The following is a 25620-nucleotide window of genomic DNA, read 5'->3' as shown; positions in this document are numbered from 1 at the left end:
GTGTTTCGGCACTCTGGGCTGGATGGCGGGTTGCGGACCGCGCTGTCCGACGACCCCAGGATAGGTCGCCCCCTCATCAGCAGATCACACCGTCCACTGTGTGGGCAGCCGGGTCGCAGGTGGGTGTGCGGGGCCTGTCATGGCCTTGCTCGTGCCGGTGTCACTGCCATACTTACGTGACCGTAGGTTACGGTCCCGTAGGCTGTAATTGACCCCTGAGCTCTCGAACCCCCTGCGAGGGACGTCACATGACCGCTGGTCCAGAAGCCGAAGAGTCACCGATTCCCGCCGATTCGTCTGCCTCGCCCCTGCCCTCCGCGACACTGGGCGCCGACAAGAAGCGTTCGCTGGAGCAGATCACACTGCTGCTGTTCATCACCGTGCCGTTCGTGGCGCTGCTGGCGTCGGTGCCGCTGGCCTGGGGGTGGGGGGTGAGCTGGCTGGATCTGGGGCTGTTGGTGGTGATGTATTACATCGGCTGCCATGGCATCACGATCGGATTCCACCGGTATTTCACCCATGGGGCGTTCAAGGCGAAACGTCCGTTGCGTATCGCTCTGGCCGTGATGGGGTCGATGGCGGTGGAGGGCCCGCTGGTGCGCTGGGTCGCCGACCACCGCAAGCACCACAAGTTCTCCGACGCCGAGGGTGACCCGCACTCACCCTGGCGGTACGGCGAGACGGTCCCGGCCCTGCTCAAGGGCCTGTGGTGGGCGCATGTGGGCTGGATGTTCGACGCGGAGCAGACGCCGCAGCACAAGTACGCACCGGATCTGATCAAGGACGCGGCCGTCCGTCGGGTCTCCCGCCAGTTCGTCCTGTGGACCACCGTCTCGCTGCTGATTCCGCCACTGGTGGGCGGTCTGGCGACCTGGTCCTGGCAGGGCGCCCTGACCGCGTTCTTCTGGGGCTCGCTGGTGCGTGTGGCGCTGCTGCACCACGTCACCTGGTCGATCAACTCCATCTGCCACGCCGTGGGCAAGCGCCCGTTCAAGTCCCGCGACCGCTCCGGGAACGTGTGGTGGCTGGCCGTACTGTCCTGCGGCGAGTCGTGGCACAACCTGCATCACGCGGACCCGACGTGCGCCCGGCACGGTGTGCTGCGCGGGCAGCTGGACTCCAGCGCCCGGCTGATCCGCTGGTTCGAGAAGGCGGGCTGGGTGTACGACGTGCGCTGGCCGAACGCCTCGCGCCTCGACGCGCGGCGCAAGGACGGAGTCGCCCGGCGCGAGGAGAGGACCTCCCAGGCGGCATGATTAACGGGTGGCGATCGACGGCAGCAACGTGAACGAGCAAAACGGCAAGACCACATCCGGCGCGAGCACCCGGCGGACCCGCCGGGTCCGGATGACCGGCGCGGAGCGCCGGGAGCAGTTGCTGGACATCGGTCGCACCCTCTTCGCCGAGCGGGGCTTCGAAGGCACGTCGGTGGAAGAGATCGCGGCCAAGGCCGGGGTGTCCAAGCCCGTCGTCTACGAGCACTTCGGCGGCAAGGAGGGCCTGTACGCGGTGGTCGTGGACCGCGAGATGCGGCAGCTGCTGGACATGGTGACCGGCGCACTGACCGCCGGCCACCCCCGCGAACTCCTCGAACAGGCGGCGTTCGCGCTCCTCGACTACATCGAGACCTTCACCGACGGCTTCCGTATCCTCGTCCGCGACTCCCCCGTCGCCCAGTCCACCGGCACCTTCGCCTCGCTGATCAGCGATATCGCCACGCAGGTGGAGGACATCCTGGGCCTGGAGTTCAAGGCCCGCGGCTTCGACCCGAAACTGGCCCCGCTGTATGCGCAGGCGCTGGTGGGGATGGTCGCGCTGACCGGCCAGTGGTGGCTGGACGTCCGCAAACCGAAGAAGGCCGAGGTCGCGGCCCACCTGGTGAACCTGGCCTGGCACGGCCTGGACGGGCTGGAGGCCAAGCCGAGGCTGATAGGGCACCGGAAGAGCTGAGACGCGCGGGCCTCCGCCGATACCCTACGAAGCCCGTGCCCTACCCGTACCGGAGGTCACCGTGAACCGACTCGCCGCGCTCGGACACGACACCGCGAAGGTAGGCCGGCCTGTCGACAGGGAATGCGGACTACAAGAGTTCGATCTTCTTGGCGGTCGGGGCTTCATCAGCTTTCTCGCCGCGCCGCGCCATGAATGCGTCTATATCTGCGACGTCACCTGGTACGGCTGACGGGGCCCGGCCGTCACCCACCGCCGGCGCGCGCGGCGCGCGGCGGTGGAAAACGAACGGACATGCGTCAGGAATCAGCCGTTTCCGGTTTGCGGGCCACGGCGAAGATGCGGCGGAACGGGAAGACCGTGCCGTGCCGCCCGGTGGGATATGCCTTGCGCAGCAGATCGCGGAATTCGGTGAGGAAGGCGTCGCGGGCGGCCGGGTCGTCCTCCAGGGCGGTCAGGACGGGGCGCAGGGCGGTGCCCTTGACCCAGTCCAGGACGGGGTCGTCGCCATGGAGGAGCTGGACGTAGGTGGTCTCCCACACGTCCGTCTCGCAGCCGAGGTCGGCGAGGCGTTCCAGATAGTCGGCGGGTCCGAGGATATGGACGAAGCGGCGGCCGTGGGTTTTGAGGCGGTCGCGCCAGGGCGGGGCGTCGCACAGCTCGCCGAGGAGGGCGTGGCTGGGCGAGGTGAAGTTGCCCGGGACCTGGAAGGCGAAGGTGCCGCCGGGTTTGAGGGACTCGATCCAGCGGGCGAAGGAGTCGGCATGGCCGGGGACCCATTGCAGTGCGGCGTTGGAGACGATCAGGTCGTGCGGTTCGTCGGGCGCCCAGTCGGCGGCGTCCGCGACACTGAAGTCGAGGTGGCCGCCGCCTTTGGTGGGGCCGGCGTAGAGCTCGGCTTCCTTGAGCATCTCCAACGAGTTGTCGTAGCCGGTGATATGCGCGTCGGGCCAGCGTTCGGCGAGCAGGGCGGTGACATTTCCGGGGCCGCAGCCGAGGTCGGCGATGCGGGCGGGGCCCTGCTGCGGCGGGAGTTCGTTTATGCGGGTGAGCAGGTCATGGAAGGGACGCGTCCGATGTCCGGCATGGCGCAGATACTGCTGCGGATCCCAGGTTGGTGCGTCGTGCATGTTCGAAAACCCCTCTGTTGGTACAGGGCTGACTCTGGGCGTGCTGAGGCCCGCTTCAGGCCAATCCGGTGAAACGAGAGCTCCCCGCATGCGATGCCCAATAGTCCAGCCAAATATATCTTCACACCAAGAAGCTTCTCGTCGAGATACTTCATGCCAAGAGACTTCATGTCGACAGACCCTCTACACTGATCGTCATGGAGGACGAGGTCGACCGATTGGTCGCAGCATGGCGCCGGGAGCGCCCGGACCTCGACGTGGAACCGCTTGAGGTCCTCAGCCGCGTCTCCAGGCTTGCCAGACACCTCGACCGTGCCCGTCGTATCGCCTTCGCCGAGGTGGGTCTGGAGCCCTGGGAGTTCGACGTACTGACGGCGCTGCGGCGCGCCGGGGCCCCGTATCAGCTCTCCCCCGGCCAACTGCTGACACAGACGCTGGTCACGTCCGGGACGATGACCAACCGCATCGACCGGCTGGCCAAGAAGAACCTCGTCGAGCGGCTTCCCGACCCCAGCGACCGGCGCGGTGTGCTGGTCAGGCTGACCTCCGAGGGACGCGACAAGGCCGACCAGTCGCTGGCCGGCCTGCTGGCGCAGGAGCGCGCGATCCTCTCCGAGCTGACCCGTCAGCAGCGCGCCGAACTGGCCGGTCTGCTGCGGCGGTTGACGGGTCCGTTCGACAACGTTCCGGGCTGACGGGCCGGCACCCCCGCGGGCACATCACCCCTTCCGGATGGGGCACCGCCCATGCCTTCAAGGCTCTGGGGGAGGCACGCCGACGCTTGACGTCCTCTTGCCCGGCGCCCCGTGGTGGGCTTTGATCGCGCCATGAGCCAGCACGAGACGCGGCCGACGCGCGGTGGTCCGTTCGGCAAGCGCTTCCGGGGGCGGACGGTCCTGGTGACCGGTGCCGCCGCCGGGATCGGAGCGGCGACCGCCGACCGGCTGGCGGCCGAGGGCGCCGGTGTGCTGCTGCTGGACATCGACGACGCGCGCGGGGAACACACCGCGCGACGCCTCCGGGCGGCCGGCGGCCGGGCCTCGTACGAACACTGCGATGTGGCCCGCGAGGACGACTGGCGGCGGGCGGTCGACGCCGCCCGGCAGCGCTACGGGCCGGTCGACGGGCTGGTCAGCAACGCCTACCTGCCCTATGTCGCGCCCGCCGACCGCACCCCCCTCGCGGACTGGGAACGACAGCTCGCGGTCAACCTCACCGGCTCCTTCCTCGGCGTACGCGCCGCCCTGGACGATCTGCGGGAGCGGCGCGGCGCGGTGGTGCTGACCTCGTCCGTACATGCGCTGATCGGCCTGCCGGGGCGGCCCGCGTACGCCGCGTCCAAGGCCGGGCTGACCGGGCTCGGGCGTCAACTGGCCGTCGAATACGGGCCCGAGGTGCGGGTGAACTGCGTTCTGCCGGGACCGGTGCGCACCGCCGCCTGGGACGGGATCGGTGAGGAGGAGCGGCGGGCCAGCGCCGAGGAGACCGCGGCGCGGCGGCTGGGCCGGCCCGAGGAGGTCGCCGCCGCCACCGCCTTCCTGCTCTCCCCCGAGGCGTCGTTCGTCACCGGCGCGAGCCTGGCAGTGGACGGCGGCTGGAGCGTCTACAAGAACTCTTCGTGACCGTTGGCGGCGGGGCCGCTCGCCTCGCCCCGATCTCGACCCAGGGGGTCCGATGGGCATCCGATTCGGCGGCGACTACAACCCCGAGCAGTGGCCCGAGGAGGTGTGGGCCGAGGACCTGAAGCTGATGAAGGCGGCGCATGTCACCATGGTCACCGCCGGGATCTTCTCCTGGGCGAAGGTCGAGCCTGGGCCCGGGGAGTGGGACTTCGGCTGGTTCGACCGGGTGCTGGACGGACTGGCCGGCGCCGGCATCGCGGTCTGTCTGGCGACGATGACCGCCTCACCGCCGCCCTGGCTCTCCCGCGCGCACCCCGAGATCCTGCCCGAGGGCCCCGACGGACAGCGCCGCTGGCCCGGAGGCCGGCAGCACTACTGCCCCTCCAGCCCCGTCTACCGCGCCCACGCCGTCCGTCTCGTCGAACAGCTCGCCACCCGTTACGCGGGCCATCCCGCGCTGGCGATGTGGCACGTGGGAAACGAGTACGGCTGCCACACCCGGCAGTGCTTCTGCGACGTCTCCGCCCAGGACTTCCGGCGCTGGCTGCGCGAGCGCTACGAGACCGTCGGCGCGCTCAACGACGCCTGGTCGACGGCCTTCTGGTCGCAGACGTACGGCGACTTTGACGAGGTGCTGCCGCCACGCGCCGCGCCCACCTTCCCCAACCCCGCGCAGCAGCTGGACTATCTGCGTTTCGGCGACGACGCGCTACGCGCCTGCTATCTCGCCGAGAAGGCAGTGCTGGAGCGCCTCACACCCGGTGTGCCCATCACCACCAATCTGATGCCGCAGCACAAGCCCGTTGACGCGTTCGCCTGGTCCGCGCACATGGACGCCATGGCGCTGGACTTCTACCAGGACCCCTACACGCCCGACGACCACATCCGGGCCGGATACGTCTTCGACCTGATGCGTTCGGCGCGCTCCGGGCAGCCCTGGCTGCTGCTGGAACAGGCGCCGAGCGCCGTCAACTGGCGGCCCCGCAACGGCCCCAAACCGCCGGGAGCGATGCGGCTGTGGAGTTGGCAGGCGGTCGCCCAGGGCGCGGACGCGGTGCTGTTCTTCCAGTGGCGGCAGTCGCTGGGCGGCGCGGAGAAATTCCACTCGGCGATGCTGCCGCACGGCGGGACACAGACCCGCATCTTCCGCGAAGTCGCCGCCCTGGGACGGGAGTTCTCCTCCCTTCCGGAAATCGCCGGAACGCGGTCGCGGGCCGATGTGGCGCTGCTGGCGGACTGGCACAGCTGGTGGGCGCTGGAACTGGACTCCAAACCGTCGACCGCGCTGGACCACTCGCGGATCGCGCTCGACCACTACCGGCCGCTCTTCGAGGCGGGCGTCCCCTGTGCCGTACTGCCCCCACAGCGCGAACTGTCCGGCCACCGCCTCGTCATCGCCCCCAACCTCTATCTGCTCACCGCGCGCGACGCGGAGCGGCTCGCGGCCTATGTGTGGGGCGGCGGGCAGCTGGTGGTGTCGTTCTTCTCCGGGATCGTCGACGAGCACGACCGGGTGCACCCCGGCGGCTATCCGGCCCCGCTGCGCGAGCTGCTGGGGCTGCGGGTGGCGGAGTTCTGGCCGCTGGACGCGGGCCGGTCGGTGACGGTGGGCGGCGGCCGCTATACCGGGCGGGCGGACCTGTGGTCGGAGGAGATCGACCTCGAAGGGGCCGAGGCGCCGGCGCACTTCACCGACGGGGACCTCGTCGGCCGGCCCGCCGTGACCCGGCACACTTACGGGAAGGGCACCGCCTGGTACCTCGGCACCCGGCTCGAACCGGCCCTGATGCGGGCCCTGTTGGACGACGTACGGGCGGCGGCGGGCGTGACACCGGTCCTGCCGGGCCTGCCGGCGGGCGTCCAGGCCGCTGTACGGGAGGGGCCCGGGGGGCGGTATCTCTTCCTGCTCAACCACGGGGCGACAGCTGTGCAGGTGGAGCTGCCGGGGCGGATGCGGGATGTGCTGGGGGCGGAGGACGGGGTGGGCGCGGACGGGGAGACGCCCCGGGTCGGTACCGGGGAGGTCGTCGAGCGGGTCACGTTGGCCGCGCGGGGCGTGGCCGTACTGACGGAGGCATGAGCGGGCGGCGGGGCGGTGCAAGGAAAGCCCCCCAAGGGGTGACCCTTAAGGGTTGCGAGCACCCCTTGCAGGACCCAACGCGGCGCGCCCCGGGCGGTATTCCCGTCGGGCAGCGTTCACCGTCCACGGGAGTCCGGCGGCCCACGCCGCGATCATCCCGGCACCGACGCCGCTGCCGCCGGCTCGATCTCGACCGGGCCCACCCCTGCCCGCCGGGCCAGTGCCACCGCCGCGAGTGTGGAGTGCACGCCCAGCTTGCCGAGCACATTCTGCATATGCGTACGGACGGTGTGCGGGGAGAGGAACAGCCGCTCGGCGACCGCCTTGCGGCCCAGCCCCGCCACCATGCAGCGCAGCACCTCGCGCTCACGCGGCGTCAGCGACTCCACCAGCCGCTCGCTCTCCGTACGGTGCTTGCGGGCCGCCGTCAGCTCCCGCAGGACACCGGTCAGCAGCGCCGGCGGCAGATGCGTCTCGTCGCGCAGCACCCCCCGGATGACGGCGAGCAGCCGGGAGAGGGAGCAGTCCTTGGCGACCCAGCCGGAGGCGCCGGCCTGGAGCGCGGCGGCGGCGCGGCGCGGGTCGTCGCGCTCGGCGAGGACGACCGTGCGCAGATACGGATGGCCGGAACGCAGCGTGGAGACCAGCGCGATGCCGTCGAGCGGGCCGCCGCGTGGCGCGGCGTCGCGTGGCCCGGCGTCGCGGGCGGACGGCTGCGCGGGCACCGCGGTCAGCGGGGCGGCGAGATCGGCGTCGGCCAGCAGCACGTCGAAGCGGCGGCCGTCGGCGGCCGCCCGCTCCAGATTGCGCAGCGCCGCGGCGGCACTGCCCGCCGCCGCCACGTCCACGTCCTGCTCCGCGGCGAGCGCGGCTGCCAGGGATTCGGCGAAGATGCGGTGGTCGTCGACCACCAGAACCCGGATGCGTTGCACAGAGACCCCCTGTCTCGGTGAACGGACCATAGCGGGCGCGACGCCCGGATTGAAGATCGCCTCTGCCGCACGGCCGCCGCCGTACCGCGTGGCGCCCCCACCCCGGGCGCCGCACCCGGCGGTCTCGCCCCCTGATCAGCACCGGCCCCCACCGGTGCTGATCTCAGGGTACGGACGGGGTACGGCGCGGGCGGGCGATTGGCGAAACTGGCCTGTACGGCCGGGCCGTTTCGCGACGCCCTGGTGGCCGCGCGCCGTCCGGCACGCCCTACCGCACGCGGCGTGCTCCGGCGCTGGGTACGGCGGTGAAGACCCGTGGGGTGAGGTGTCCGGCGGCCGCGAAGTCTTCGGTGATCGCTGTGCTGACGGTCTGTGCGTCGGCCTCCTCGACGAGTACGATCGCGGAGCCGCCGAAGCCGCCGCCGGTCATCCGGGCTCCGACGGCGCCCGCCGCGTTCGCCGTGTCGACGGCGAGATCCAGTTCGGCGCAGGAGACGGCGAAGTCGTCGCGGAGCGAGGCGTGTCCGGCGGTCAGCAGCGGGCCGATGGCACGGGTCCGGCCGGCGTCGAGGTGGGCGATGACCTCTTCGACGCGGTGGTTCTCGGTGACGATGTGGCGTACGAGGCTCTGGACGACCGCGTCGCCGGCCAACTTGTTCAAAGCTTCGGGCAGATGCGCGAGGGAAATGTCGCGCAGGGCGCGCACTCCGAGCGCCCGCGCGCCACGCTCGCATCCGGCGCGCCGCTCCGCGTATGCGCCGTCCCCGAGTTCATGCTTCACCCGGGTGTCGACGACGAGGAGCCGCAGCCCCTCCCCCGGCAAATCGAACGGAACTTGACGGTGCGAGAGGTCCCGGGTGTCCAGGAACAGGGCATGGCCCTCGGTGCAGCAGGCGGCCGCGGTCTGGTCCATGATGCCGACGGGCACGCCGACGAACGCGTTCTCGGCGCGCTGGGTGAGCCGGGCGAGTTCCTGGGGGGTGCGGCCGAGTGCGTAGAGGGCGTCGAGGGCGAGCGCGGTGACGACTTCCAGGGCGGCGGAGGAGGAGAGTCCGGCGCCGGTGGGCACCGTGCTGTCGTAGTGCAGATCCGCGCCGCCCACCGGCAGGCCGACCTCCCGCATCGCCCAGACGACGCCTGCCGGGTAGGCCGCCCAGCGGGCGGGGGCGACGGGACGCAGGTCGTCGACGCGGAGCTCCACGATGCCGCCCGCGGCGCCGCCCGAGTGCAGGCGCAGCACGCCGTCGGTGCGGGCCGAGGCGGCGGCGAGGGTGGTGTGCGGGAGGGCCAGCGGCATCACGAAGCCGTCGTTGTAATCGGTGTGTTCCCCGATCAGGTTGACCCGGCCCGGCGCCGCCCAGATCCCGGTGGGTTCCGCCCCGTACACCTCGCGGAAGGCCGCGGCCGTCCGGGGTGCGCCGTGCTCCGTGTCCGTCACGTGGACTCCTTCGTCCCGCTCGTCGTGCTGCGCGGCCCGCGCGGGGGCGTTACTTCGGGTCGGACCCGTGCCGGGGGCGCTACTGCGTGGTCCGGCCCGTCTGGGCGAAGGCCCAGGCGTCGGCGACGATTCCGGCGAGGTCGGCGCGGCTGGGCCGCCAGCCGAGGCGGTCGATGGCGGTCCGGGCGGAGGCCACCAGGACGGCGGGGTCGCCGCCACGGCGCGGGGCGGCGACCTCGGGGACGGGGTGTCCGGTGACCTTGCGGACCGTCTCGATGACCTCGCGGACGGAGAAGCCGTTGCCGTTGCCGAGGTTGCAGATCAGGTGCTCGCCGGGGACCGCCGCGTCGAGGGCGAGGAGGTGGGCCTCGGCGAGGTCGGCGACGTGGATGTAGTCGCGGACGCAGGTGCCGTCGGGCGTCGGGTAGTCGTCGCCGAAGACGGAGATCGCGTCGCGCTTGCCCTGGGCGACCTGGAGGACGAGCGGGATCAGGTGCGACTCGGGGTCGTGGCGCTCACCGTGGCTGCCGTAGGCGCCGGCGACGTTGAAGTAGCGGAGCGAGACGGCGGCCAGGCCGTGGGCGGCGGCCTCGCCGCCGATCATGTGGTCGACGGCGAGCTTGCTGGCGCCGTAGGGCGAGGTGGGGGCGGTCGGGTCGGTCTCGGTGATCGGGGTGTTGACCGGTTCTCCGTAGGTCGCGGCGGTGGAGGAGAAGACGAGTTTGCGGACGCCCGCCGCGCGCATCGCGGCGAGCAGCGCCATGGTGCCGCCGACGTTGTTGTCCCAGTACTTCTCGGGCTTGACGACGGACTCGCCGACCTGCGAGAACGCGGCGAAGTGCAGCACCGCGTCGTACGAGGGGTCCAGCCATTTCGAGCCACGCTCTTCATCGAACACGGTACGGATGTCGCCCTCGATGAACTCGGCGCCCGCGGGGACCCCGGCCCGGAAGCCGGTGGAGAGGTTGTCGAGGACGGTGACCGTGTGACCGGCCTCCAGCAGATGCCGGGCCACCACGCTGCCGACGTAACCGGCCCCGCCCGTCACCAGGTACTTGCACGACACAGGCTTGCTCATGACTCGCTCGCTACCTCTCGCAGTCGCTGGGCCGCGGCCTCCGGCGGCACATCGTTGATGAACACGTTCATGCCGGATTCGGAACCCGCGAGAAACTTCAGCTTGCCGGAAGTCCGTCGAATGGTGAAAAGCTCAAGGTGGAGCGCGAAGTCGCCGCGGTCGGCGGCGTGTACCGGCGCCTGGTGCCAGGCGGCGATGTACGGCGTCGGAGCCGCCTGCTTCCCGAAGATCCGGTCGAACCGGCGCAGGACCTCCAGGTAGATCTGTGGGAATTCCGTGCGCGCGTCGTCGTCGAGGGCGAGCAGGTCGGGGACCCTGCGCTTGGGGTAGAGGTGCACCTCGTAGGGCCAGTGGGCGGCGTACGGGACGAAGACCACCCAGTGCTCGCCTTCGAGGACGATACGGCGGCCGTCGGCGTGCTCCTCGGCGAGGAGCTCGTCGAAGAGGTTGCCGCCGGTCGTCTCCCGGTGTGCGGCGAGTGAGGCGAGCATCCGCTGGGTGCGCGGGGTGGTGAAGGGGTACGCGTAGATCTGGCCGTGCGGATGGCCGAGCGTGACACCGATCTCGGCGCCGCGGTTCTCGAAGCAGAAGACCTGTTCCACGCCGGGGAGTTGGGACAGTTCGGCGGTGCGGTCGGTCCAGGCTTCCAGGACCAGGGCGGCATGTTGGTCGGTCAGGTCGGCGAACGACGCGTCATGGTCGGGGGTGAAGCAGACGACCTCGCAACGGCCGCGGTCGCCGGCGAGGGAGGGGAAGCGGTTCTCGAACACGGCGACGTCGTAGTCGGCGGCGGGGATCTCGGAGAGCCGGCCGTCGCGGGAGGGGCACAGCGGGCAGGCGTCGGCCGGCGGGTGGTACGTACGGCCCTGGCGGTGCGAGGCGATGGCGACGCAGTCGCCGAGGAGACGGTCGTGGCGGATCTCGGAGGCGGTGGCGACGCGATCGAGGGGGCGCCGGTCGACGGCATCGCGTACGACGTCGCCCCGCGCGTCGTAGTAGATCAGCTCCCGGCCGTCGGCGAGCCGCGTCGTGGTCTTCTTCACTGGAGCTCCTCACCCACCCCGACCGAACATAAGCAAACACAATGAAGCACAATCGAACAGTCGCGTCAACGCGGGGCCCGACGGCCCGTCCCGCCCGGAAGCTGCGCCGCCCCGCGTGGGATATGTCCTGACACGACACCCCGGTCGACCGCGATCCAACAATTCGAAACAACAAAAGTGTTCAGTTTCTGAACATCCGCGCGTAGCTTTCTGTGCGTTCAGATCGCGCAAAGAAGCGGGTTGATCATGATCACCGTGGCTGACGGCCTCCGGCTCCCCACCAACGGACTCGACTACACCATCCTGGCCATCTACTTCATCGTCGTCCTCGGCATCGGGTTCGCGGCCAGGCGGAGCGTGCGGACGAGCCTGGACTTCTTTCTCTCCGGCCGGTCACTGCCCGCCTGGGTCACCGGTCTCGCCTTCGTCGCCGCCAACCTCGGCGCCACCGAAATCCTCGGGATGGCCGCCAACGGCGCGCAGTACGGGGCGTACACCGTCCACTGGTACTGGATCGGCGCCATCCCGGCGATGGTCTTCCTCGGCCTGGTGATGATGCCGTTCTACTACGGCTCCAAGGTCCGCTCCGTACCCGAGTTCCTGCTGCACCGCTTCGGGCCCGCCTCGCACCTGCTGTCCTCGATCATCTTCGCCGTCTCGTCGGTGCTGATAGCCGGCGTGAACCTGTACGCGATGGCGATCGTGCTGCAGGCGCTGCTGGGCTGGCCGCAGGGGGTGGCGATCGTCGTCGCCGGCTTCTTCGTCCTGGCGTACATCACCATCGGCGGCCTCTCCTCGGCGATCTACAACGAGGTGCTGCAGTTCTTCGTCATCCTGGCCGCACTGATCCCGCTGACCGTCGTCGGCCTCAAGCGGGTCGGCGGCTGGGACGGACTGACCGACTCACTGACCTCCTCCCACGGCGACGCGTTCCTGACCGCCTGGAAGGGCACCGGCATCGGCGAGGGCAACCCGCTCGGCGCGAACTGGCTGACCATCGTCCTCGGCCTGGGCTTCGTGATGAGCTTCGGATACTGGACGACGAACTTCGCCGAGGTGCAGCGCGCGCTGTCCGCGAAGAACCTCAGCGCGGCCAAGCGCACCCCGCTGATCGCCGCCTTCCCCAAGATCCTCATTCCCATGGTCGTGCTGGTGCCGGGCCTGATCGCGCTGGTCATGGAGCCGTCGCTGGGCAAGGCCGGCGCGGACGGGCTGCAGTACAACGACGCGATTCCGGTGCTGATGCGGGATCTGCTGCCCAACGGTGTGCTGGGCCTCGCGGTGACGGGTCTGCTCGCCGCGTTCATGGCCGGTATGGCCGCCAATGTGTCGGCGTTCAACACGGTGTTCACCAACGACATCTGGGCCGGGTACCTCAAGAAGGACCGGCCGGACAGCCACTACCTGATGACCGGTCGGGTGGTCACCGCCGTCGGCGTGCTGATCGGCATGGGCACGGCCTTCATCGCCTCGTCCTTCAGCAACATCATGAACTACCTCCAGACGCTGTTCTCCTTCTTCAACGTGCCCCTGTTCGTCGTCTTCATCATCGGCATGTTCTGGAAGCGGACCAGCGCGGCGGCCGGATTCTGGGGCCTGCTGTCCGGCACCGTCGCCGCGCTGATCAACTACTTCTGGCTCTACCAGCAGGGCGTCATCTCCATCCCCTCCGAGCAGGGCGCCAACTTCGTCTCCTCGATCGTGGCGTTCGTCGTCGGCGCGCTGGTGATGCTGATCGTCACCCTGTTCACCAGGCCCAAGCCGGTCGAATCGCTGGCGGGCCTGGTCTACGGCACCCTCCCCCAGTCTCGACTCCGCTCGACCGGGGGGACCCCCGTCCCCGGCATGGAGGAGCTGCCCGCCGAGGGCGACGACGCGTGGTACCGCAAGCCGGCCCTGCTGGGCTGGGGCGCACTCGTGCTCGCCGCCGTCTGCTACGTCCCCTTCTCCTTCTGAGACCGCCGAGGAACGCACCATGAGCGACTACGACTCCCAGCACGAAGCCGAGGAACTGGAACGCGACTCCGCGAGCGCCGCGCGGCTCTTCGACGTACGGCGCATCATCGGCGGCCTCTTCGTCGTCTACGGCCTGATCGTCACCATCGCCGGCATCACGGCCACCGACGCGGACCTCAAGAAGGCACAGGACATCAACATCAACCTGTGGACGGGCGTGGGCATGCTCGCCCTCGGGCTGTTCTTCCTGGTGTGGATGAAGCTGCGGCCGGCCGCACCGCCGACGGTGGACGAACTCCGGGGCGGGACCGGCCCGTCGGGAGCGGCGAGGTGACGGCCGTTCCGCCGGAGAGCCGACCCGCGCGGCATACGGGGGCGCGGCATACGGGCGCTTACGAGTGCGGCGGGGCCGTATCGTCCTCCCCCAGTCTCGACTCCTCCCCCACCCTCGGCTTCGCTCGCGCGGGGGGACCCCCATGCCCGGGAGGTGCCCCCATCGCCGCCCTGCCGCGCGCGCCCCCGCAGCCGCCGTCGGCCGCCCGGTCCAGCAGCCCGGTACGCGCCGCCAGCGCGGCGGCCTCCAGCCGGGAGCCCACCTCCAGCTTCATCAGTACCCGCTGCACATGCGTCCGCGCGGTGCTCGGCGCGATGGCCATACCGGCCGCGATCAGCCGGGTGTCCTCGCCCTCCGCGACCCGCATCAGCACCTCGACCTCGCGCGGGGTCAGCAGCTCCAGCAGCCGCGCCCCCTCGTCGTCCGGCTTGGCCGCGGGATGCAGCAGCTCCTCGAAGGCCCCGCGCAGCAGTTGCGGCGAGATGGCCGCCTCCCCCGCACGCGCCTTCAGCATGGCCCGCTCCACGCCCTCGATCCGCTCGTCGTTACGGACATAGCCGGAGGCCCCGGCCGCGAAGGCGGCGGCGATACCGCGCGGGCTGGGTACCGGTCCCAGCACCACCACCGCGATCTGCGGCCGCTCCTTCTTGATCCGTACGACCGGATCGAACGCACCCGGCTCCGCGGGCGCCGCCGTCCCCATCAGGCACACCTCCGGCGCCCGGCTCACCACCAGATCCGCGGCCCCGGCACTCGGCGCGGCGGCGGCCAGGACCCGGTGCCCCCGCAGCTTCAGGGCCGAGGCGAGCGCCTCGGCGAGCAGACGGTGATCGTCGACCACCATGAGCCGCACGCCCATCGAGCCACCCCTTCGTTCCCCGGCGGGCCCCGCCCCCGGCCCCCGCCGGGCCCCCTTGTCCCCGGGAAGCTACACGCTCGGCCGGTCGCGCGCGCCCCCTACCGGGGAGAAGCCCCCCGGAATGCTGGAATCCCGGCCATTCGAGGCCGGTTGGCGCCGCCCATTGGGGCCGGGCGGCGGCGCCGTTCGGGGCCGGTGAGCGCCCGCCGCTCGGGGCCGGTTGACGCTGCTGCTCGGTGTCGGATGACGCCCGCCGTTCGAGGCCGGTTGACGCTGCCGATCGGGACCGGTCGGCGCCACCGGGCAGCAGGGGCCCGCGGGTCCGCCTGCTACGCGTCCTCCGCCAGCTCCAGCCACCGCATCTCCAGCGCGTCCCGCTCACCGGCCAGTTCGCGCAGCTGGGCGTCGAGCCCGGCGACCTTCTCGAAGTCCGTGGCGTGCTCGGCGATCTGGATGTGGAGCTTGCTCTCCTTGTCCCCGATCTTGTCCAACTGCCGCTCGATCTTCTGGAGTTCCTTCTGTGCCGCGCGGTTGACGGCCGCCGGCTTCTTGGGCGCCGCAGCCGGCGCCGGCGCCGGCGTCGCGGCCTCGATGACCTTCTGGCGGCGCTCCAGATACTCGTCCAGGCCGCGCGGCAGCATCCGCAGCCTCGCGTCACCCAGCAACGCGAACACCCGGTCCGTCGTCCGCTCGATGAAGTACCGGTCGTGGCTGATGACGATCAGCGAGCCCGGCCAGCCGTCGAGCAGATCCTCCAGCTGCGTCAGCGTCTCGATATCGAGATCGTTGGTCGGCTCGTCCAGGAACAGCACATTCGGCTCGTCCATCAGCAGCCGCAGGATCTGCAGACGGCGGCGCTCACCACCCGACAGATCACCGACCGGCGTCCACTGCTTCTCCTTCGTGAACCCGAACTTCTCGCAGAGCTGCCCGGCGGTCATCTCCCGCCCCTTGCCGAGGTCGACGCGCTCCCGCACCCGCTGCACGGCCTCCAGCACCCGCAGCTCGGGGTCGAGCTCGCCGACCTCCTGCGACAGACAGGCCAGCTTGACGGTCCTGCCGACGACGATCCGGCCGCCCGCGGGCTGCGCCTCACCGGCCGTACGGGCCGCCTCGGCCAGTGCCCGCAGCAGCGAGGTCTTGCCCGCGCCGTTCACCCCCACCAGGCCGACCCGGTCGCCGGGCCCGAGCTGCCAGGTCAGATGCTTGAGCAGCACCTTCGGCCCGGCCTGGACGCTGACGTCCTCCAGATCGAAGACCGTCTTCCCCAGCCGCGAACCGGCGAACTTCATCAGCTCCGCGCTGTCCCGGGGCGGCGGGACGTCCGCGATCAGTTCGTTGGCGGCCTCGATACGGAACCGCGGCTTGCTGGTACGGGCCGGGGCGCCGCGCCGCAGCCACGCCAGCTCCTTGCGCATCAGGTTCTGCCGCTTGGCCTCCTCACTGGCCGCGATCCGCTCCCGCTCGGCCCGCGCGAAGACGTAGTCGCTGTAGCCGCCCTCGTACTCATGCACCGCACCACGCTGGACGTCCCACATCCGCGTACACACCTGGTCCAGGAACCACCGGTCGTGGGTGACGACCACCAGGGCCGAGCGGCGGGCCCGCAGATGCCGCGCCAGCCAGGAGATGCCCTCCACGTCGAGGTGGTTGGTGGGCTCGTCGAGCACGATCAGGTCCTGCTCGGCGATCAGCAGCTTGGCGAGGGCGATACGGCGGCGCTCACCACCCGAAAGAGGCCCGATGACGGTGTCCAGGCCCTGGGTGAACCCCGGCAGATGCAGATCCCCGAAGAGACCCGTCAGCACATCACGGATCTTGGCGTTGCCGGCCCACTCGTGATCGGCGAGGTCACCGATGACCTCGTGCCGGATGGTGGCGGCCGGGTCGAGGGAGTCGTGCTGGGTGAGCACGCCCAGCCGCAGACCGCCGGAGTGGGTGACGCGGCCGTCGTCCGCGTCCTCCAGCTTGGCGAGGATCCGGATCAGGGTGGTCTTGCCGTCCCCGTTACGCCCGACGACGCCGATCCGGTCCCCCTCGTTGACGCCGAGCGAGACACCGTCGAGCAGGGCACGGGTTCCGTAGACCTTGCCGACGGCTTCCAGATTGACGAGGTTGGTGGCCATTTCTCTCCTGTGCGCAGGGGTGATCAGCCTTCAAGCGTAGAGCCTCGGGCATCGGGGGCGGCGCGCGCGGGGGCGGTCACTCTTTGTGATGACGTGAGAGGGAAGCGGCCGCTACCGTGGAGGGCAGGCAGCAGGATCCCGCCCATGGGAGGACTTATGACCGCTGAGACCGCGCACCACTGGCCGGTGCCGCCGCAGGACGGTTACACCGTGGACGACCTGCTGACGCTGCCCGACCTCCCGCCGCACACGGAGTTGATCGACGGGAGCCTGGTTTTTGTGAGTCCGCAGCGAGATTTTCACAGCATCGTGATCGACTTGCTGGTGGCGGGCCTGCGCCGCACCGCGCCGCCCGAGCTGAGGGTGCGGCGGGAGATGACCGTGGTCATTGACAAGCGCAACGGGCCGGAGCCGGACGTCACGGTGCTGCGCGCTGCTGCGGTGCGCAGTCGGACGCAGACCCATTTCCAGGCCAGAGACGTGATGCTTGCCGTAGAAGTGGTCTCTCCTGACTCCGAGGCCCGCGACCGTGACACCAAGCCCCACAAGTACGCCAACGCCGGGATCCCGTACTTCTGGCGGGTTGAGATGGTCGGTGCGGACCAGCATCCAGTGGTCCACGCCTTCGAGCTCGACAAGGAGGCCCGCATCTACATGCCCGCCGGTACGTACCACGACCAGGTCAAACTCCCCGCCCCCTACGACATCGACATCGACCTGGCCGCCATCGACGAGCTCTGAAGCCGGCTGCCGCAAGGGGCCACTGGGGTGCTCTTTGAGCGCGCGCCATATCGAAGGGGCGGTGGCGGGAAGGGCTGAGAGGCTGATCAACGTCTCGGACCTCAGGAGGATTCATGCGTATCCGTGCCGCGCTCTTCGCAGTCACCCTGGCCACCGCCGCCGTGCTCGGCGGCGCGAGCGCTGCCGCCGCCGAGGAGCCCGCGGGCTCCTTCAGCGCCAGTTCGGGCTTCGGAGGGGTTACCTCCGATGGTCTGTCCGGCGTAGGCGAGGGATCGCGTGAGGGGAGTGGCGACGGCGCGATGGGCTCGATGGGCGCCGCCGGCGGCGACGGCAATTCCATGGGCGGGATGCTCGGCCGTCTCCTGGGCGGTTGATTCAGGCTGCCTGACGGGTCAGGGCCACTTTTCCGCGGCGTGGAAGCGGCCCTGACCCGTTGAACGGGCGCCGACCCCAGGGCGCGTCCTACAGGAGCGTCGCCCCCGGGGCCGGTGAATCCGCCACCCGCACCTGCCGGCATGTTCCCGAGGCCGACAGCGCCGCCGCCACCTGCCGCGCCGCCTCTGCGTTCTTGGCCAGGAACGCCGTCGTCGGGCCCGAGCCGGACACCAGCGCGGCCAGCGCGCCCGCCGCGGTGCCGGCGTCCAGGGTGGCGGCCAAGGACGGGCGCAGCGAGAGGGCCGCGGGCTGCAGGTCGTTGGCGAGGGCCGCGGCGAGTGCGGTGGCGTCGCCGGATTCCAGTGCGGCCAGCAGTTCCGGCGCCGCCTCCGGCTCGGGCACCTCCGTGCCCTCCGTCAGCCGGTCGAACTCCCGGTAGACGGCCGGGGTCGACAGGCCGCCGTCGGCGACCGCGAAGACCCAGTGGAAGGTGCCGCCGACGGTGAGCGGATTCAGCAGCTCGCCGCGGCCGCGGCCCAGCGCCGCGCCGCCGACCAGGCCGAAGGGTACGTCACTGCCCAACTCGGCGCAGAGGGCGAGGAGTTCGGCGCGGGAGGCGCCCGTCGACCAGAGGGCGTCGCAGGCGACCAGGGCGCCGGCGGCGTCCGCGCTGCCGCCGGCCATACCGCCCGCGACGGGAATGTCCTTGGTGATGTGGAGGTGGACGTGCGGCTCGATGCCGTACCGGGCGGCGAGGAGCTCGGCGGCGCGGGCGGCCAGGTTCGTACGGTCGAGCGGGATCTGGTCGACGTCATGGCCCTCGGCGGTGATCCGCAGGGTGTCCGAGGGGGTGGCGGTGACCTCGTCGTGGAGGCCGACGGCGAGGAAGACGTTCGCCAGGCCGTGGAAGCCGTCGGGGCGGGCGGCGCCGACGGCCAGCTGGACGTTGACCTTCGCCGGGACGCGGACGGTAACGGCATCGGGCGTGGTGGGCGCAGTCACTGGGCGGCTCCCTTGTTCTCCGCGATCCGCGCGAACTCCTCGACGGTCAGCGCCTCGCCGCGGGCCTGCGGCGCGATACCGGCCGCGACCAGCGCGGACTCCGCCGCGGTGGCCGATCCGGCCCATCCCGACAGCGCGGCCCGCAGCGTCTTGCGGCGCTGGGCGAACGCGGCGTCGACGACCGCGAAGACCTCGGCGCGGGAGGCCGTCGTCGTCGGCGGCTTGTCGCGGCGGACCAGCGAGACCAGCCCGGAGTCGACGTTCGGCGCGGGCCAGAAGACATTGCGGCCGATCGCCCCGGCCCGCTTGACCTCGGCATACCAGTTCGCCTTGACGGACGGCACGCCGTAGACCTTGTTGCCGGGACGGGCGGCCAGCCGGTCGGCGACCTCGGACTGGACCATGACCAGGACGCGGTCGATGGTCGGGAAGGTCGCGAGCATGTGCAGCAGCACCGGGACCGCGACGTTGTAGGGGAGGTTGGCGACCAGCGCGGTGGGCGCGGGGCCGGGCAGCTCGGTGACGCGCAGGGCATCGCTGTGCACCAGCTCGAAGCGGTCGGCGCGGTCGGGCATCCGGGCCGCGACGGTGGACGGCAGGGCGGCCGCGAGCACGTCGTCGATCTCGATGGCGGTGACCCGCTCGGCGGTCTCCAGCAGGCCCAGCGTCAGCGAGCCGAGGCCGGGGCCGATCTCGACGACGACGTCGTCGGGCCGGACATCGGCGGTCCGGACGATCCGGCGGACGGTGTTGGCGTCGATGACGAAGTTCTGGCCGCGCTGCTTGGTGGGCCGTACGCCCAGCGCGGCGGCCAGCTCACGCACATCGGCGGGCCCGAGGAGCGGGCCGGAGTCATCGGGGCTGCTGCTGTTGGTCACTGATGCAGCTTACGGCCGCAAACCGGCCACGGGCTCGCCCCCCGGGTGACGTAGAGCTTCTTGGCGCGGTAGGTCTGCTCCGCGGCGGAGGCGTCCTGCGGGCGGCCGTGGCCGCCGAGGTCGTGCCAGGTGGCGACGTCGAACTGGTAGAGGCCGCCGTAAGTGCCGGTCGAGTCGACGGCGTCCGGCCGGCCGCCCGCCTCGCACTGCGCGAGGGCGTCCCAGGAGAGATGGTCGGCGCCCTGGACGGAGCTCGGCAGCTCCTTGGTGCCGATGTGCACGATCTGCGGGCGCGGCCGGCGCACCACTCGTGCGCCCACCCGCTGCGGCTTCTGCTTGACGCCGTTGACGGTGCGCAGCCGGTAGGTGACGCGCCGCACGCCGGGCCGCCCTTCCTGCACCACCGACTCCGTGCCGCGGATCAGGTCGGGGGCGGCCCGCCGGACGGTGCGGAAGGGGATGGGTTCGTCGCGCACCTCGTTGGCGCCGGTGATCCGCAGGACGGAGACGGTCTGGCCCTCGCGCGGGAAGCTGTCCGGCGGCACGGAGGTGGTGTCCTCGTCGCGGAGCGCGAGACCGGCCTGTGCGAGGGCGTCGCGGATGGTCGCGGCGTTGGTGCGGACACGGTGTGCGCGGCCGTCCGCGATGAAGACCAGTGAGCGTTCGGTGCGTACGGACAGCTCCAGGCCGCGCGGGCCGATGCGCCGGTGGCGGGAGGTGGAGAGATGGGCGCCCTCGGCGCGGACGCCGAGCTGCCGCAGGGCACCGTCGACGGTCTCGGCCGTGGTCCACGCCAGACGGCGGTCTCCGTCGAGGGTGAGGACGACCGGGCGGCCGCGTCGGAGGACGACCTCGTCGCCGTGGGTCAGCGCGGTACTGGGGGCGGGGGTGACGGCGTCGTGGCGGCCGATGTCGAGGTGTTCGTCCGCCAGGAGGTCGTCGACGTCGTCGGCGAAGGTGTGGAGGGTGCGCGGGCTGCCGTCGACGTTGAGCCGGATCGCCTTGTCGTGGGCGATGAAGGCGGTGGTGCCGCCGGCGAGGAAGGCGACGACGAGGGCCCGGGGGACCAGCCTGCGCAGCGTTTCGGGGCGTTCGGCGTGGCGTCGGCGGCGGCCGGCCGCGGCGGCGTGGCGAGCGGTGGCCCGGCCGCCGGGGGCCGGGCCGCTCGGGGCCGGGGGCGCGCCCACCTCGGGGGCCGACGCCTGACGGGGCAGCAGGCCGCGCGGGACGGACAGGGGCTTGAGCTCGTAGGGGTTCTTCGGCGGGGTGGTGCTGCTCGGGCTCCGCCCGCGACGGCTGCGCTCCGCGCGGTGGCTGCTCTGCGAATGACTCACGACGCTCCACATGCACAGATGGCCTTGACGCGCCGGAATGTAGCGGAGCGATGGTAACTCTCCAAAGTCGACCCGCTACCCATAGTGGGCGTGCCGCCCGCCGCGGCACGCCACACTTCGGTGTCAGTAGCCGAAGGCGCGCGCGGTGTTGGCCGCGACGGCGGAGGCCAGCGCGTCCTCCGTCAAGCCCTTGACCTCGGCCATCGCCCGCAGGGTGTAGGGGATGAGATACGGCGCGTTCGGCCGTCCACGGTACGGCGCGGGGGTGAGGAAGGGGGCGTCGGTCTCGACGAGCACCAGTTCGGGCGGCGCCACGGCGAGGGCGTCGCGCAGCGGCTGGGCATTCTTGAAGGTGACGTTGCCGGCGAAGGACATGAAGTAGCCGGCCTCCGCACAGATCTTGGCCATCGCGGCGTCGCCGGAGTAGCAGTGGAAGACGACCCGCTCGGGCGCGCCCTCTTCGCGCAGGATCCGCAGGATGTCGTCGTGGGCCTCCCGGTCGTGGATGACCAGGGCTTTGTCGTGCCGTTTGGCGATCTCGATGTGGGCGCGGAAGGACCGCTGCTGGGCGGCCGTGCCGTCGGGGCCGGTGCGGAAGTGGTCCAGGCCGGTCTCGCCGACGCCGCGGACGTGCGGGAGGGCGGCCAGCGCGTCGATCCCTTCGAGCGCGGCGTCCAGGGCCGCCTCGCCACCCGCCTCCCGGGCCCCCTGCCGCGGCCGACCGGCCCCTCGCCCACCACCGCCCTTGTCCGAGTCGCTTCGCGACGCCCCCTCGATGGGATCGCCGAGCACGATCCGGGGCGCCTCGTTGGGGTGCAGCGCGACGGTGGCGTGGACGCTGTCGTACGCGGCGGCGGTCTCCGCGGCCCACCGGGAGCCGGCCAGATCGCAACCGACCTGGACCACGGTGGTCACCCCGACCGAGGCGGCCTTGGCGAGCGTGTCGTCGACGGTGCTCATGGGGGCACCCGTACCCACGCCTTTGGGGCTGTGGGGGAGCATGTCCAGGTGGGTGTGCGAGTCCGCGACCGGCACCCGAAGCGGTTCGGGCAGCGGCGGCGGGGTGTCCCTGTCCTTCTGTGCCATGGCCGCGATCCTACGAGGAGCGCGGCCATGGGCTCACCTGCGGCAGTGCTGGAAGGGGTGCAGCAAATCGGAGAGGTGCCAGCGGTGGCACTCGGTGCCCTCCTCGGCGCTGCCGGTACTTTCCCCGGCGCTTGCCTCCGGCTTCAGCTCGCCGGGTTTCTCCCCGCTCTTCTCGCGGCGCTTCTCTCCGCTCCCCCCGAGATTCTCTTCGTACTTCTCCCCGCCCTTCTCCCCGCGCTTCTCTCCGTGGTTCTTGGAATGCCCATTGCCCTGCCGCTGGTGCATGCTCGCGATTGCTTTGGAGACCATCGAGACCTGGCCGGAGCGCATGATGCGTACGACGGTGGCACCGCAGTTCAGACAGATGGGCCGGGTCAACGGGGACGGAACTCGCTCTCCCTCCGCGAAGTAGACGACGTGCATGGATCCGGTCGCGTCCACCTGGTGCTCGATCTCGTACGACTGCTCCCAGCCGTGACCGCACCTCATGCACGCGAAGGCATACGCCTCGCGTGCCGCGGGCTCGGACCTGGGGCTGGTGGGGTGGGCGCGGTTAGTGGTGGCTGCCGTACCAGTTGGTTGACCAAATTTGCTCATAGCCGCTCCTCTTGTCCTTTGGACAAGGTCTCCGGGGACCGAACGTCCCTCCCCTAGTGGACGCCTTTCCCGGCCACTGCGCAGCAAAGCTGCCGCCAATTGGTCCAGATTTGGTAATCAGTAGGAAAATCATCCCACTGGGCGGATTGCGCTTTACCTTCTAGGTCAGCCATTGACCTTTCAGTTAGCCGGCCGAGAAGGTGCGGCTGTTAGGTTGCTCTCTACGAGTGGCTTTTCGTAACGTGCGTCCCCGCTTGTTTTTCCGCATTCTTTGCCGCGACCACGGCATCAAAAACCTCGCGTTTGGGTAGCCCGGCGTCAGCGGCGACCGCGGCGATGGCTTCTTTACGCCGCTCCCCCGCCTCCTCACGCACCCGCACCCGGCGCACCAGTTCCTCGGGCCCCAGCTCCTGCGGCCCGGCCTCCGGAGCGCCCTCGACGACGATGGTGATCTCGCCGCGTACACCCTCCTCCGCCCAGGACGCGAGCTCGCCGAGCGGCCCGCGCTTGACCTCCTCGTACGTCTTGGTCAGCTCGCGGCATACGGCGGCCCGCCGGTCCGCGCCGAAGACCTCGGCCATCGCGGCGAGGGTGGCGTCCAGCCGGTGCGGCGCCTCGAAGTAGACGAGGGTGCGCCGCTCGTCGGCGACCTCGCGCAGCCGGGCGAGCCGTTCGCCGGTCTTGCGGGGCGGGAAGCCCTCGAAGCAGAAACGGTCCACCGGCAGGCCGGACAGGGCGAGCGCGGTGAGCACCGCGCTGGGGCCCGGTACGGCGGTGACCTTGACGCCGCGTTCGACGGCGGCCGCGACCAGGCGGTAGCCGGGGTCGGAGACCGAGGGCATCCCGGCGTCGGTGACCAGCAGCACCCGCGCGCCGCCGGCCAGCGCGTCGGCCAGCTCGGGCGTCCGGGCCGCCTCGTTGCCCTCGAAGTACGACACGATCCGCCCGCCAGGGGCGACGTCCAGCGCCTGGGTCAGCCGGCGCAGCCGCCGGGTGTCCTCGGCGGCGACCACATCGGCGGCGGCCAGCTCGGTGGCGAGCCGCGGCGGGGCGTCCGCGATGTCGCCGATGGGCGTCCCTGCAAGTACCAGCGTTCCAGTCACCATCCCATCCTCCCAGGGAGCGGCGACCGCCCGACGCGTCGGACCGCCCGGTACCGCGGCGCGCCTGTTCCACAAGGGGCTTCCCTACGATGGGCCGGGTGACGAGTGACACCACCGCGGCCGACGCCGCCCGCCGCGCCCCGGCGCCGGCTCCCCGGCCCCCGATGTGGCAGCGGCGGCTACGCCGCTTCGGGTACGTCGGCCGTCCGCAGGCCGATGTCCGGGCGCGGCTGGTGCCCCCCTTCCCGCAGCCGGGGACCCGGATGTGGGCGGTCTTCGGCGCGGGCCCGGCCACGGCGGCACGGGCGGTGCGCTGGTCGGCCTGGCTGGGGCCGCTGCTGGTGGCGCTGTGCGCGGGGGCGCTGCGGTTCTGGAACCTGGGCAGCCCGCGCAAGGTGATATTCGACGAGACGTACTACCCCAAGGACGCCTGGTCGCTGCTGCAGTACGGCTACGAGGGCACCTGGGCCAAGAACGCCAACGACGCGCTGTTCTCCCACCCGCCGAAGATCCTGCTGACGTCCGAGCCGTCGTATGTCGTGCATCCGCCGATGGGCAAGTGGCTGATCGCGGCCGGTGAGTGGGTGTTCGGGATGAACCCCTTCGGCTGGCGGTTCACAGTGGCGCTGCTGGGCACCCTGTCGGTGTTCCTGGTCTGCCGCATCGGCCGGCGGCTGCTGCGCTCCACCGCCCTGGGGTGTCTGGCCGGCGCCCTGCTGGCGGTCGACGGGCTGCACTTCGTGATGAGCCGCACCGCCCTGCTCGACCTGATCGTCATGTTCTGGGTGGTGGCCGCGTTCGGCTGTCTCCTGGTGGACCGGGACCGCACCAGGGCCCGGCTGGCGGCGGCCCTGCCGATCGGTCCGGACGGTGTGGCGCGCCCGGACGCGGAGGTGGGGGACCGACTGTTGCTGGGCTGGCGGCCGTGGCGGATCGCGGCCGGGCTGTGCCTGGGTCTGTCCGCCGCCACCAAGTGGAACGGCCTGTACTACCTCGCGGCGTTCGCCCTGATGGCGGTGGTGTGGGACGTGGCGGCGCGGCGTACGGCCGGCGCCCACCGCCCGTTCCGCTCGACCCTGCGCCGCGATGTGCTGCCCGCGTTCGGGTCCACCGTCGTCGTCGCCCTCGTCGCCTACCTGGCGTCCTGGTCCGGCTGGCTCGCCACCAAGGGCGGCTACTACCGCGACTGGGCGACCACCCCCGAGGGCAGCACCGGCTCCTGGACCTGGCTGCCGGACTGGCTGCGCAGCCTGTGGCACTACCAGACCGAGGTCTACTCCTTCCACACCGGACTGACCACACCGCACACCTACCAGTCCAATCCGTGGAGCTGGCTGGTCCTGGGCCGCCCCGTCTCGTACTTCTACGAGGACCCCAAGGCCGGTCAGGACGGCTGCACGGCGGCCGAGGGCTGCGCCCGCGAGGTCCTGGCGCTGGGCACCCCGCTGCTGTGGTGGGCGGGCTGCTTCGCCCTGCTCTACGTCCTCTACCGCTGGCTGTTCAAGCGGGACTGGCGGGCCGGGGCCATCGCCTGCGGTATCGCGGCCGGTTATCTGCCCTGGTTCCTCTACCAGGAACGGACCATCTTCCTCTTCTACGCGGTGGTGTTCGTCCCGTTCCTGTGCCTGGCGCTGGCCATGATGCTCGGCGCGATCATCGGCCCTCCGGGCGCGTCCGAACGCCGCCACACCGTCGGCGCGGTGGGCGCCGGCGTCCTCGTCCTCCTCATCATCTGGAATTTCATCTACTTCTATCCGCTCTATACGGGCACACCGATCCCGAAGTCGGCATGGCACAACCGGATGTGGTTCGACACCTGGGTGTGAGCGGCCCGACGTCGTCCGGGACCCGGTGAAGACCGTGCAACGCTCGGGCGACAGCGTGTCACCGGACCGTGCCCCGATCGAGACTCACACGGCTACCCCGTGTCCCTTAGAGTGCGACGGACGTTCTTGT

General features: G+C 71.0%; 24 protein-coding genes. 11 read left to right on the top strand and 13 right to left on the bottom strand.

Going from position 1 to position 25620, the window contains the following annotated elements:
• Nucleotides 1-248: 248 nt before the first annotated feature.
• The 3 genes from K9S39_RS26735 to K9S39_RS26725 all read left to right on the top strand — a co-directional run bounded on the left by K9S39_RS26735 (nt 249) and on the right by K9S39_RS26725 (nt 2182).
• Entirely contained in the window at nt 249-1256 is a 1008-nt protein-coding gene (locus K9S39_RS26735; RefSeq protein WP_248865849.1) for an acyl-CoA desaturase, read from the top strand.
• Nucleotides 1257-1263: 7 nt separating this feature from the next.
• Nucleotides 1264-1950 (top strand): TetR family transcriptional regulator, encoded by a 687-nt coding sequence (locus K9S39_RS26730; protein ID WP_406708020.1) that lies wholly within the window; start codon nt 1264-1266, stop codon nt 1948-1950.
• A 61-nt stretch (nt 1951-2011) separates the two neighbouring features.
• Complete coding sequence (locus K9S39_RS26725) at nt 2012-2182, top strand: hypothetical protein (protein WP_248865848.1); 171 nt, start codon at nt 2012-2014, stop codon at nt 2180-2182.
• Between the two features lie 67 nt (nt 2183-2249).
• On the opposite strand, the gene K9S39_RS26720 is transcribed toward K9S39_RS26725, so the two are convergent.
• Nucleotides 2250-3080 carry a trans-aconitate 2-methyltransferase gene (locus K9S39_RS26720; RefSeq protein WP_248865847.1) on the bottom strand — a complete coding sequence of 277 codons (831 nt, stop codon included), beginning with the start codon at nt 3078-3080 and terminating at the stop codon, nt 2250-2252.
• Between the two features lie 197 nt (nt 3081-3277).
• Here K9S39_RS26720 and K9S39_RS26715 point away from each other — a divergent pair, with 197 nt between their 5' ends.
• The 3 genes from K9S39_RS26715 to K9S39_RS26705 all read left to right on the top strand — a co-directional run bounded on the left by K9S39_RS26715 (nt 3278) and on the right by K9S39_RS26705 (nt 6782).
• The gene (locus K9S39_RS26715; RefSeq protein WP_248865846.1) at nt 3278-3775 is read left to right on the top strand and encodes a MarR family winged helix-turn-helix transcriptional regulator; all 498 of its coding nucleotides are present in this window, start codon (nt 3278-3280) and stop codon (nt 3773-3775) included.
• A 132-nt stretch (nt 3776-3907) separates the two neighbouring features.
• Nucleotides 3908-4702 (top strand): SDR family NAD(P)-dependent oxidoreductase, encoded by a 795-nt coding sequence (locus K9S39_RS26710; RefSeq protein WP_248865845.1) that lies wholly within the window; start codon nt 3908-3910, stop codon nt 4700-4702.
• Between the two features lie 52 nt (nt 4703-4754).
• Nucleotides 4755-6782 (top strand): beta-galactosidase, encoded by a 2028-nt coding sequence (locus K9S39_RS26705; RefSeq protein ID WP_248865844.1) that lies wholly within the window; start codon nt 4755-4757, stop codon nt 6780-6782.
• Nucleotides 6783-6934: 152 nt separating this feature from the next.
• Here the strand turns inward: K9S39_RS26705 and K9S39_RS26700 are convergent, their stop codons facing one another.
• From K9S39_RS26700 to galT, 4 genes are all read right to left on the bottom strand, one after another.
• Nucleotides 6935-7714, bottom strand: coding sequence for a response regulator transcription factor (locus K9S39_RS26700; protein WP_248865843.1), 780 nt, complete (start codon nt 7712-7714; stop codon nt 6935-6937).
• Nucleotides 7715-7982: 268 nt separating this feature from the next.
• The gene (galK, locus tag K9S39_RS26695) at nt 7983-9152 is read right to left on the bottom strand and encodes a galactokinase (RefSeq protein ID WP_248865842.1); all 1170 of its coding nucleotides are present in this window, start codon (nt 9150-9152) and stop codon (nt 7983-7985) included.
• A 79-nt stretch (nt 9153-9231) separates the two neighbouring features.
• Complete coding sequence (gene galE / locus K9S39_RS26690) at nt 9232-10218, bottom strand: UDP-glucose 4-epimerase GalE (RefSeq protein WP_248868977.1); 987 nt, start codon at nt 10216-10218, stop codon at nt 9232-9234.
• An 8-nt stretch (nt 10219-10226) separates the two neighbouring features.
• Entirely contained in the window at nt 10227-11273 is a 1047-nt protein-coding gene (gene galT / locus K9S39_RS26685) for a galactose-1-phosphate uridylyltransferase (protein ID WP_248865841.1), read from the bottom strand.
• A gap of 246 nt (nt 11274-11519) precedes the next feature.
• Between galT and K9S39_RS26680 the strand changes: the two genes are divergently transcribed.
• Nucleotides 11520-13229 (top strand): sodium:solute symporter family protein, encoded by a 1710-nt coding sequence (locus K9S39_RS26680; protein WP_248865840.1) that lies wholly within the window; start codon nt 11520-11522, stop codon nt 13227-13229.
• Nucleotides 13230-13248: 19 nt separating this feature from the next.
• Complete coding sequence (locus K9S39_RS26675) at nt 13249-13563, top strand: hypothetical protein (protein ID WP_248865839.1); 315 nt, start codon at nt 13249-13251, stop codon at nt 13561-13563.
• A gap of 58 nt (nt 13564-13621) precedes the next feature.
• Here the strand turns inward: K9S39_RS26675 and K9S39_RS26670 are convergent, their stop codons facing one another.
• Both K9S39_RS26670 and K9S39_RS26665 read right to left on the bottom strand, forming a co-directional pair.
• The gene (locus K9S39_RS26670; protein ID WP_248865838.1) at nt 13622-14422 is read right to left on the bottom strand and encodes a response regulator transcription factor; all 801 of its coding nucleotides are present in this window, start codon (nt 14420-14422) and stop codon (nt 13622-13624) included.
• A gap of 329 nt (nt 14423-14751) precedes the next feature.
• Nucleotides 14752-16548 carry an ABC-F family ATP-binding cassette domain-containing protein gene (locus tag K9S39_RS26665; RefSeq protein ID WP_248865837.1) on the bottom strand — a complete coding sequence of 599 codons (1797 nt, stop codon included), beginning with the start codon at nt 16546-16548 and terminating at the stop codon, nt 14752-14754.
• Between the two features lie 156 nt (nt 16549-16704).
• Between K9S39_RS26665 and K9S39_RS26660 the strand changes: the two genes are divergently transcribed.
• Both K9S39_RS26660 and K9S39_RS26655 read left to right on the top strand, forming a co-directional pair.
• Nucleotides 16705-17289, top strand: a complete 585-nt coding sequence (locus K9S39_RS26660; RefSeq protein ID WP_248865836.1) for a Uma2 family endonuclease — start codon at nt 16705-16707, stop codon at nt 17287-17289.
• Between the two features lie 113 nt (nt 17290-17402).
• Entirely contained in the window at nt 17403-17663 is a 261-nt protein-coding gene (locus K9S39_RS26655) for a hypothetical protein (RefSeq protein WP_248865835.1), read from the top strand.
• 88 nt (nt 17664-17751) lie between these two features.
• Here the strand turns inward: K9S39_RS26655 and K9S39_RS26650 are convergent, their stop codons facing one another.
• From K9S39_RS26650 to rsmI, 6 genes are all read right to left on the bottom strand, one after another.
• Nucleotides 17752-18666: a 4-(cytidine 5'-diphospho)-2-C-methyl-D-erythritol kinase gene (locus K9S39_RS26650; protein WP_248865834.1), complete on the bottom strand. Its 915-nt coding sequence runs from the start codon at nt 18664-18666 to the stop codon at nt 17752-17754.
• Nucleotides 18663-19544: a 16S rRNA (adenine(1518)-N(6)/adenine(1519)-N(6))-dimethyltransferase RsmA gene (rsmA, locus tag K9S39_RS26645; RefSeq protein WP_248865833.1), complete on the bottom strand. Its 882-nt coding sequence runs from the start codon at nt 19542-19544 to the stop codon at nt 18663-18665. Before rsmA ends, K9S39_RS26650 begins: the two co-directional genes overlap by 4 nt.
• Nucleotides 19541-20878, bottom strand: a complete 1338-nt coding sequence (locus tag K9S39_RS26640; protein WP_248865832.1) for a resuscitation-promoting factor — start codon at nt 20876-20878, stop codon at nt 19541-19543. Before K9S39_RS26640 ends, rsmA begins: the two co-directional genes overlap by 4 nt.
• Nucleotides 20879-21001: 123 nt before the next feature.
• Nucleotides 21002-21964 (bottom strand): TatD family hydrolase, encoded by a 963-nt coding sequence (locus K9S39_RS26635; RefSeq protein ID WP_248865831.1) that lies wholly within the window; start codon nt 21962-21964, stop codon nt 21002-21004.
• A gap of 33 nt (nt 21965-21997) precedes the next feature.
• Entirely contained in the window at nt 21998-22561 is a 564-nt protein-coding gene (locus K9S39_RS26630; RefSeq protein ID WP_248865830.1) for a hypothetical protein, read from the bottom strand.
• 221 nt (nt 22562-22782) lie between these two features.
• On the bottom strand, nt 22783-23664 hold the full coding sequence (gene rsmI / locus K9S39_RS26625; RefSeq protein WP_248868976.1) for a 16S rRNA (cytidine(1402)-2'-O)-methyltransferase: 882 nt from the start codon (nt 23662-23664) through the stop codon (nt 22783-22785).
• An 89-nt stretch (nt 23665-23753) separates the two neighbouring features.
• On the opposite strand from rsmI, the gene K9S39_RS26620 reads away from it, so the two are divergent.
• Entirely contained in the window at nt 23754-25490 is a 1737-nt protein-coding gene (locus K9S39_RS26620; RefSeq protein ID WP_248865829.1) for a dolichyl-phosphate-mannose--protein mannosyltransferase, read from the top strand.
• Nucleotides 25491-25620: the final 130 nt, after the last annotated feature.

Source organism: Streptomyces halobius (assembly GCF_023277745.1).
GTDB classification, from domain to species: domain Bacteria; phylum Actinomycetota; class Actinomycetes; order Streptomycetales; family Streptomycetaceae; genus Streptomyces; species Streptomyces halobius.
The sequence above is the reverse complement of the archived record's forward strand: the minus strand, read 5'-3'. Positions and strand labels throughout refer to the sequence as shown.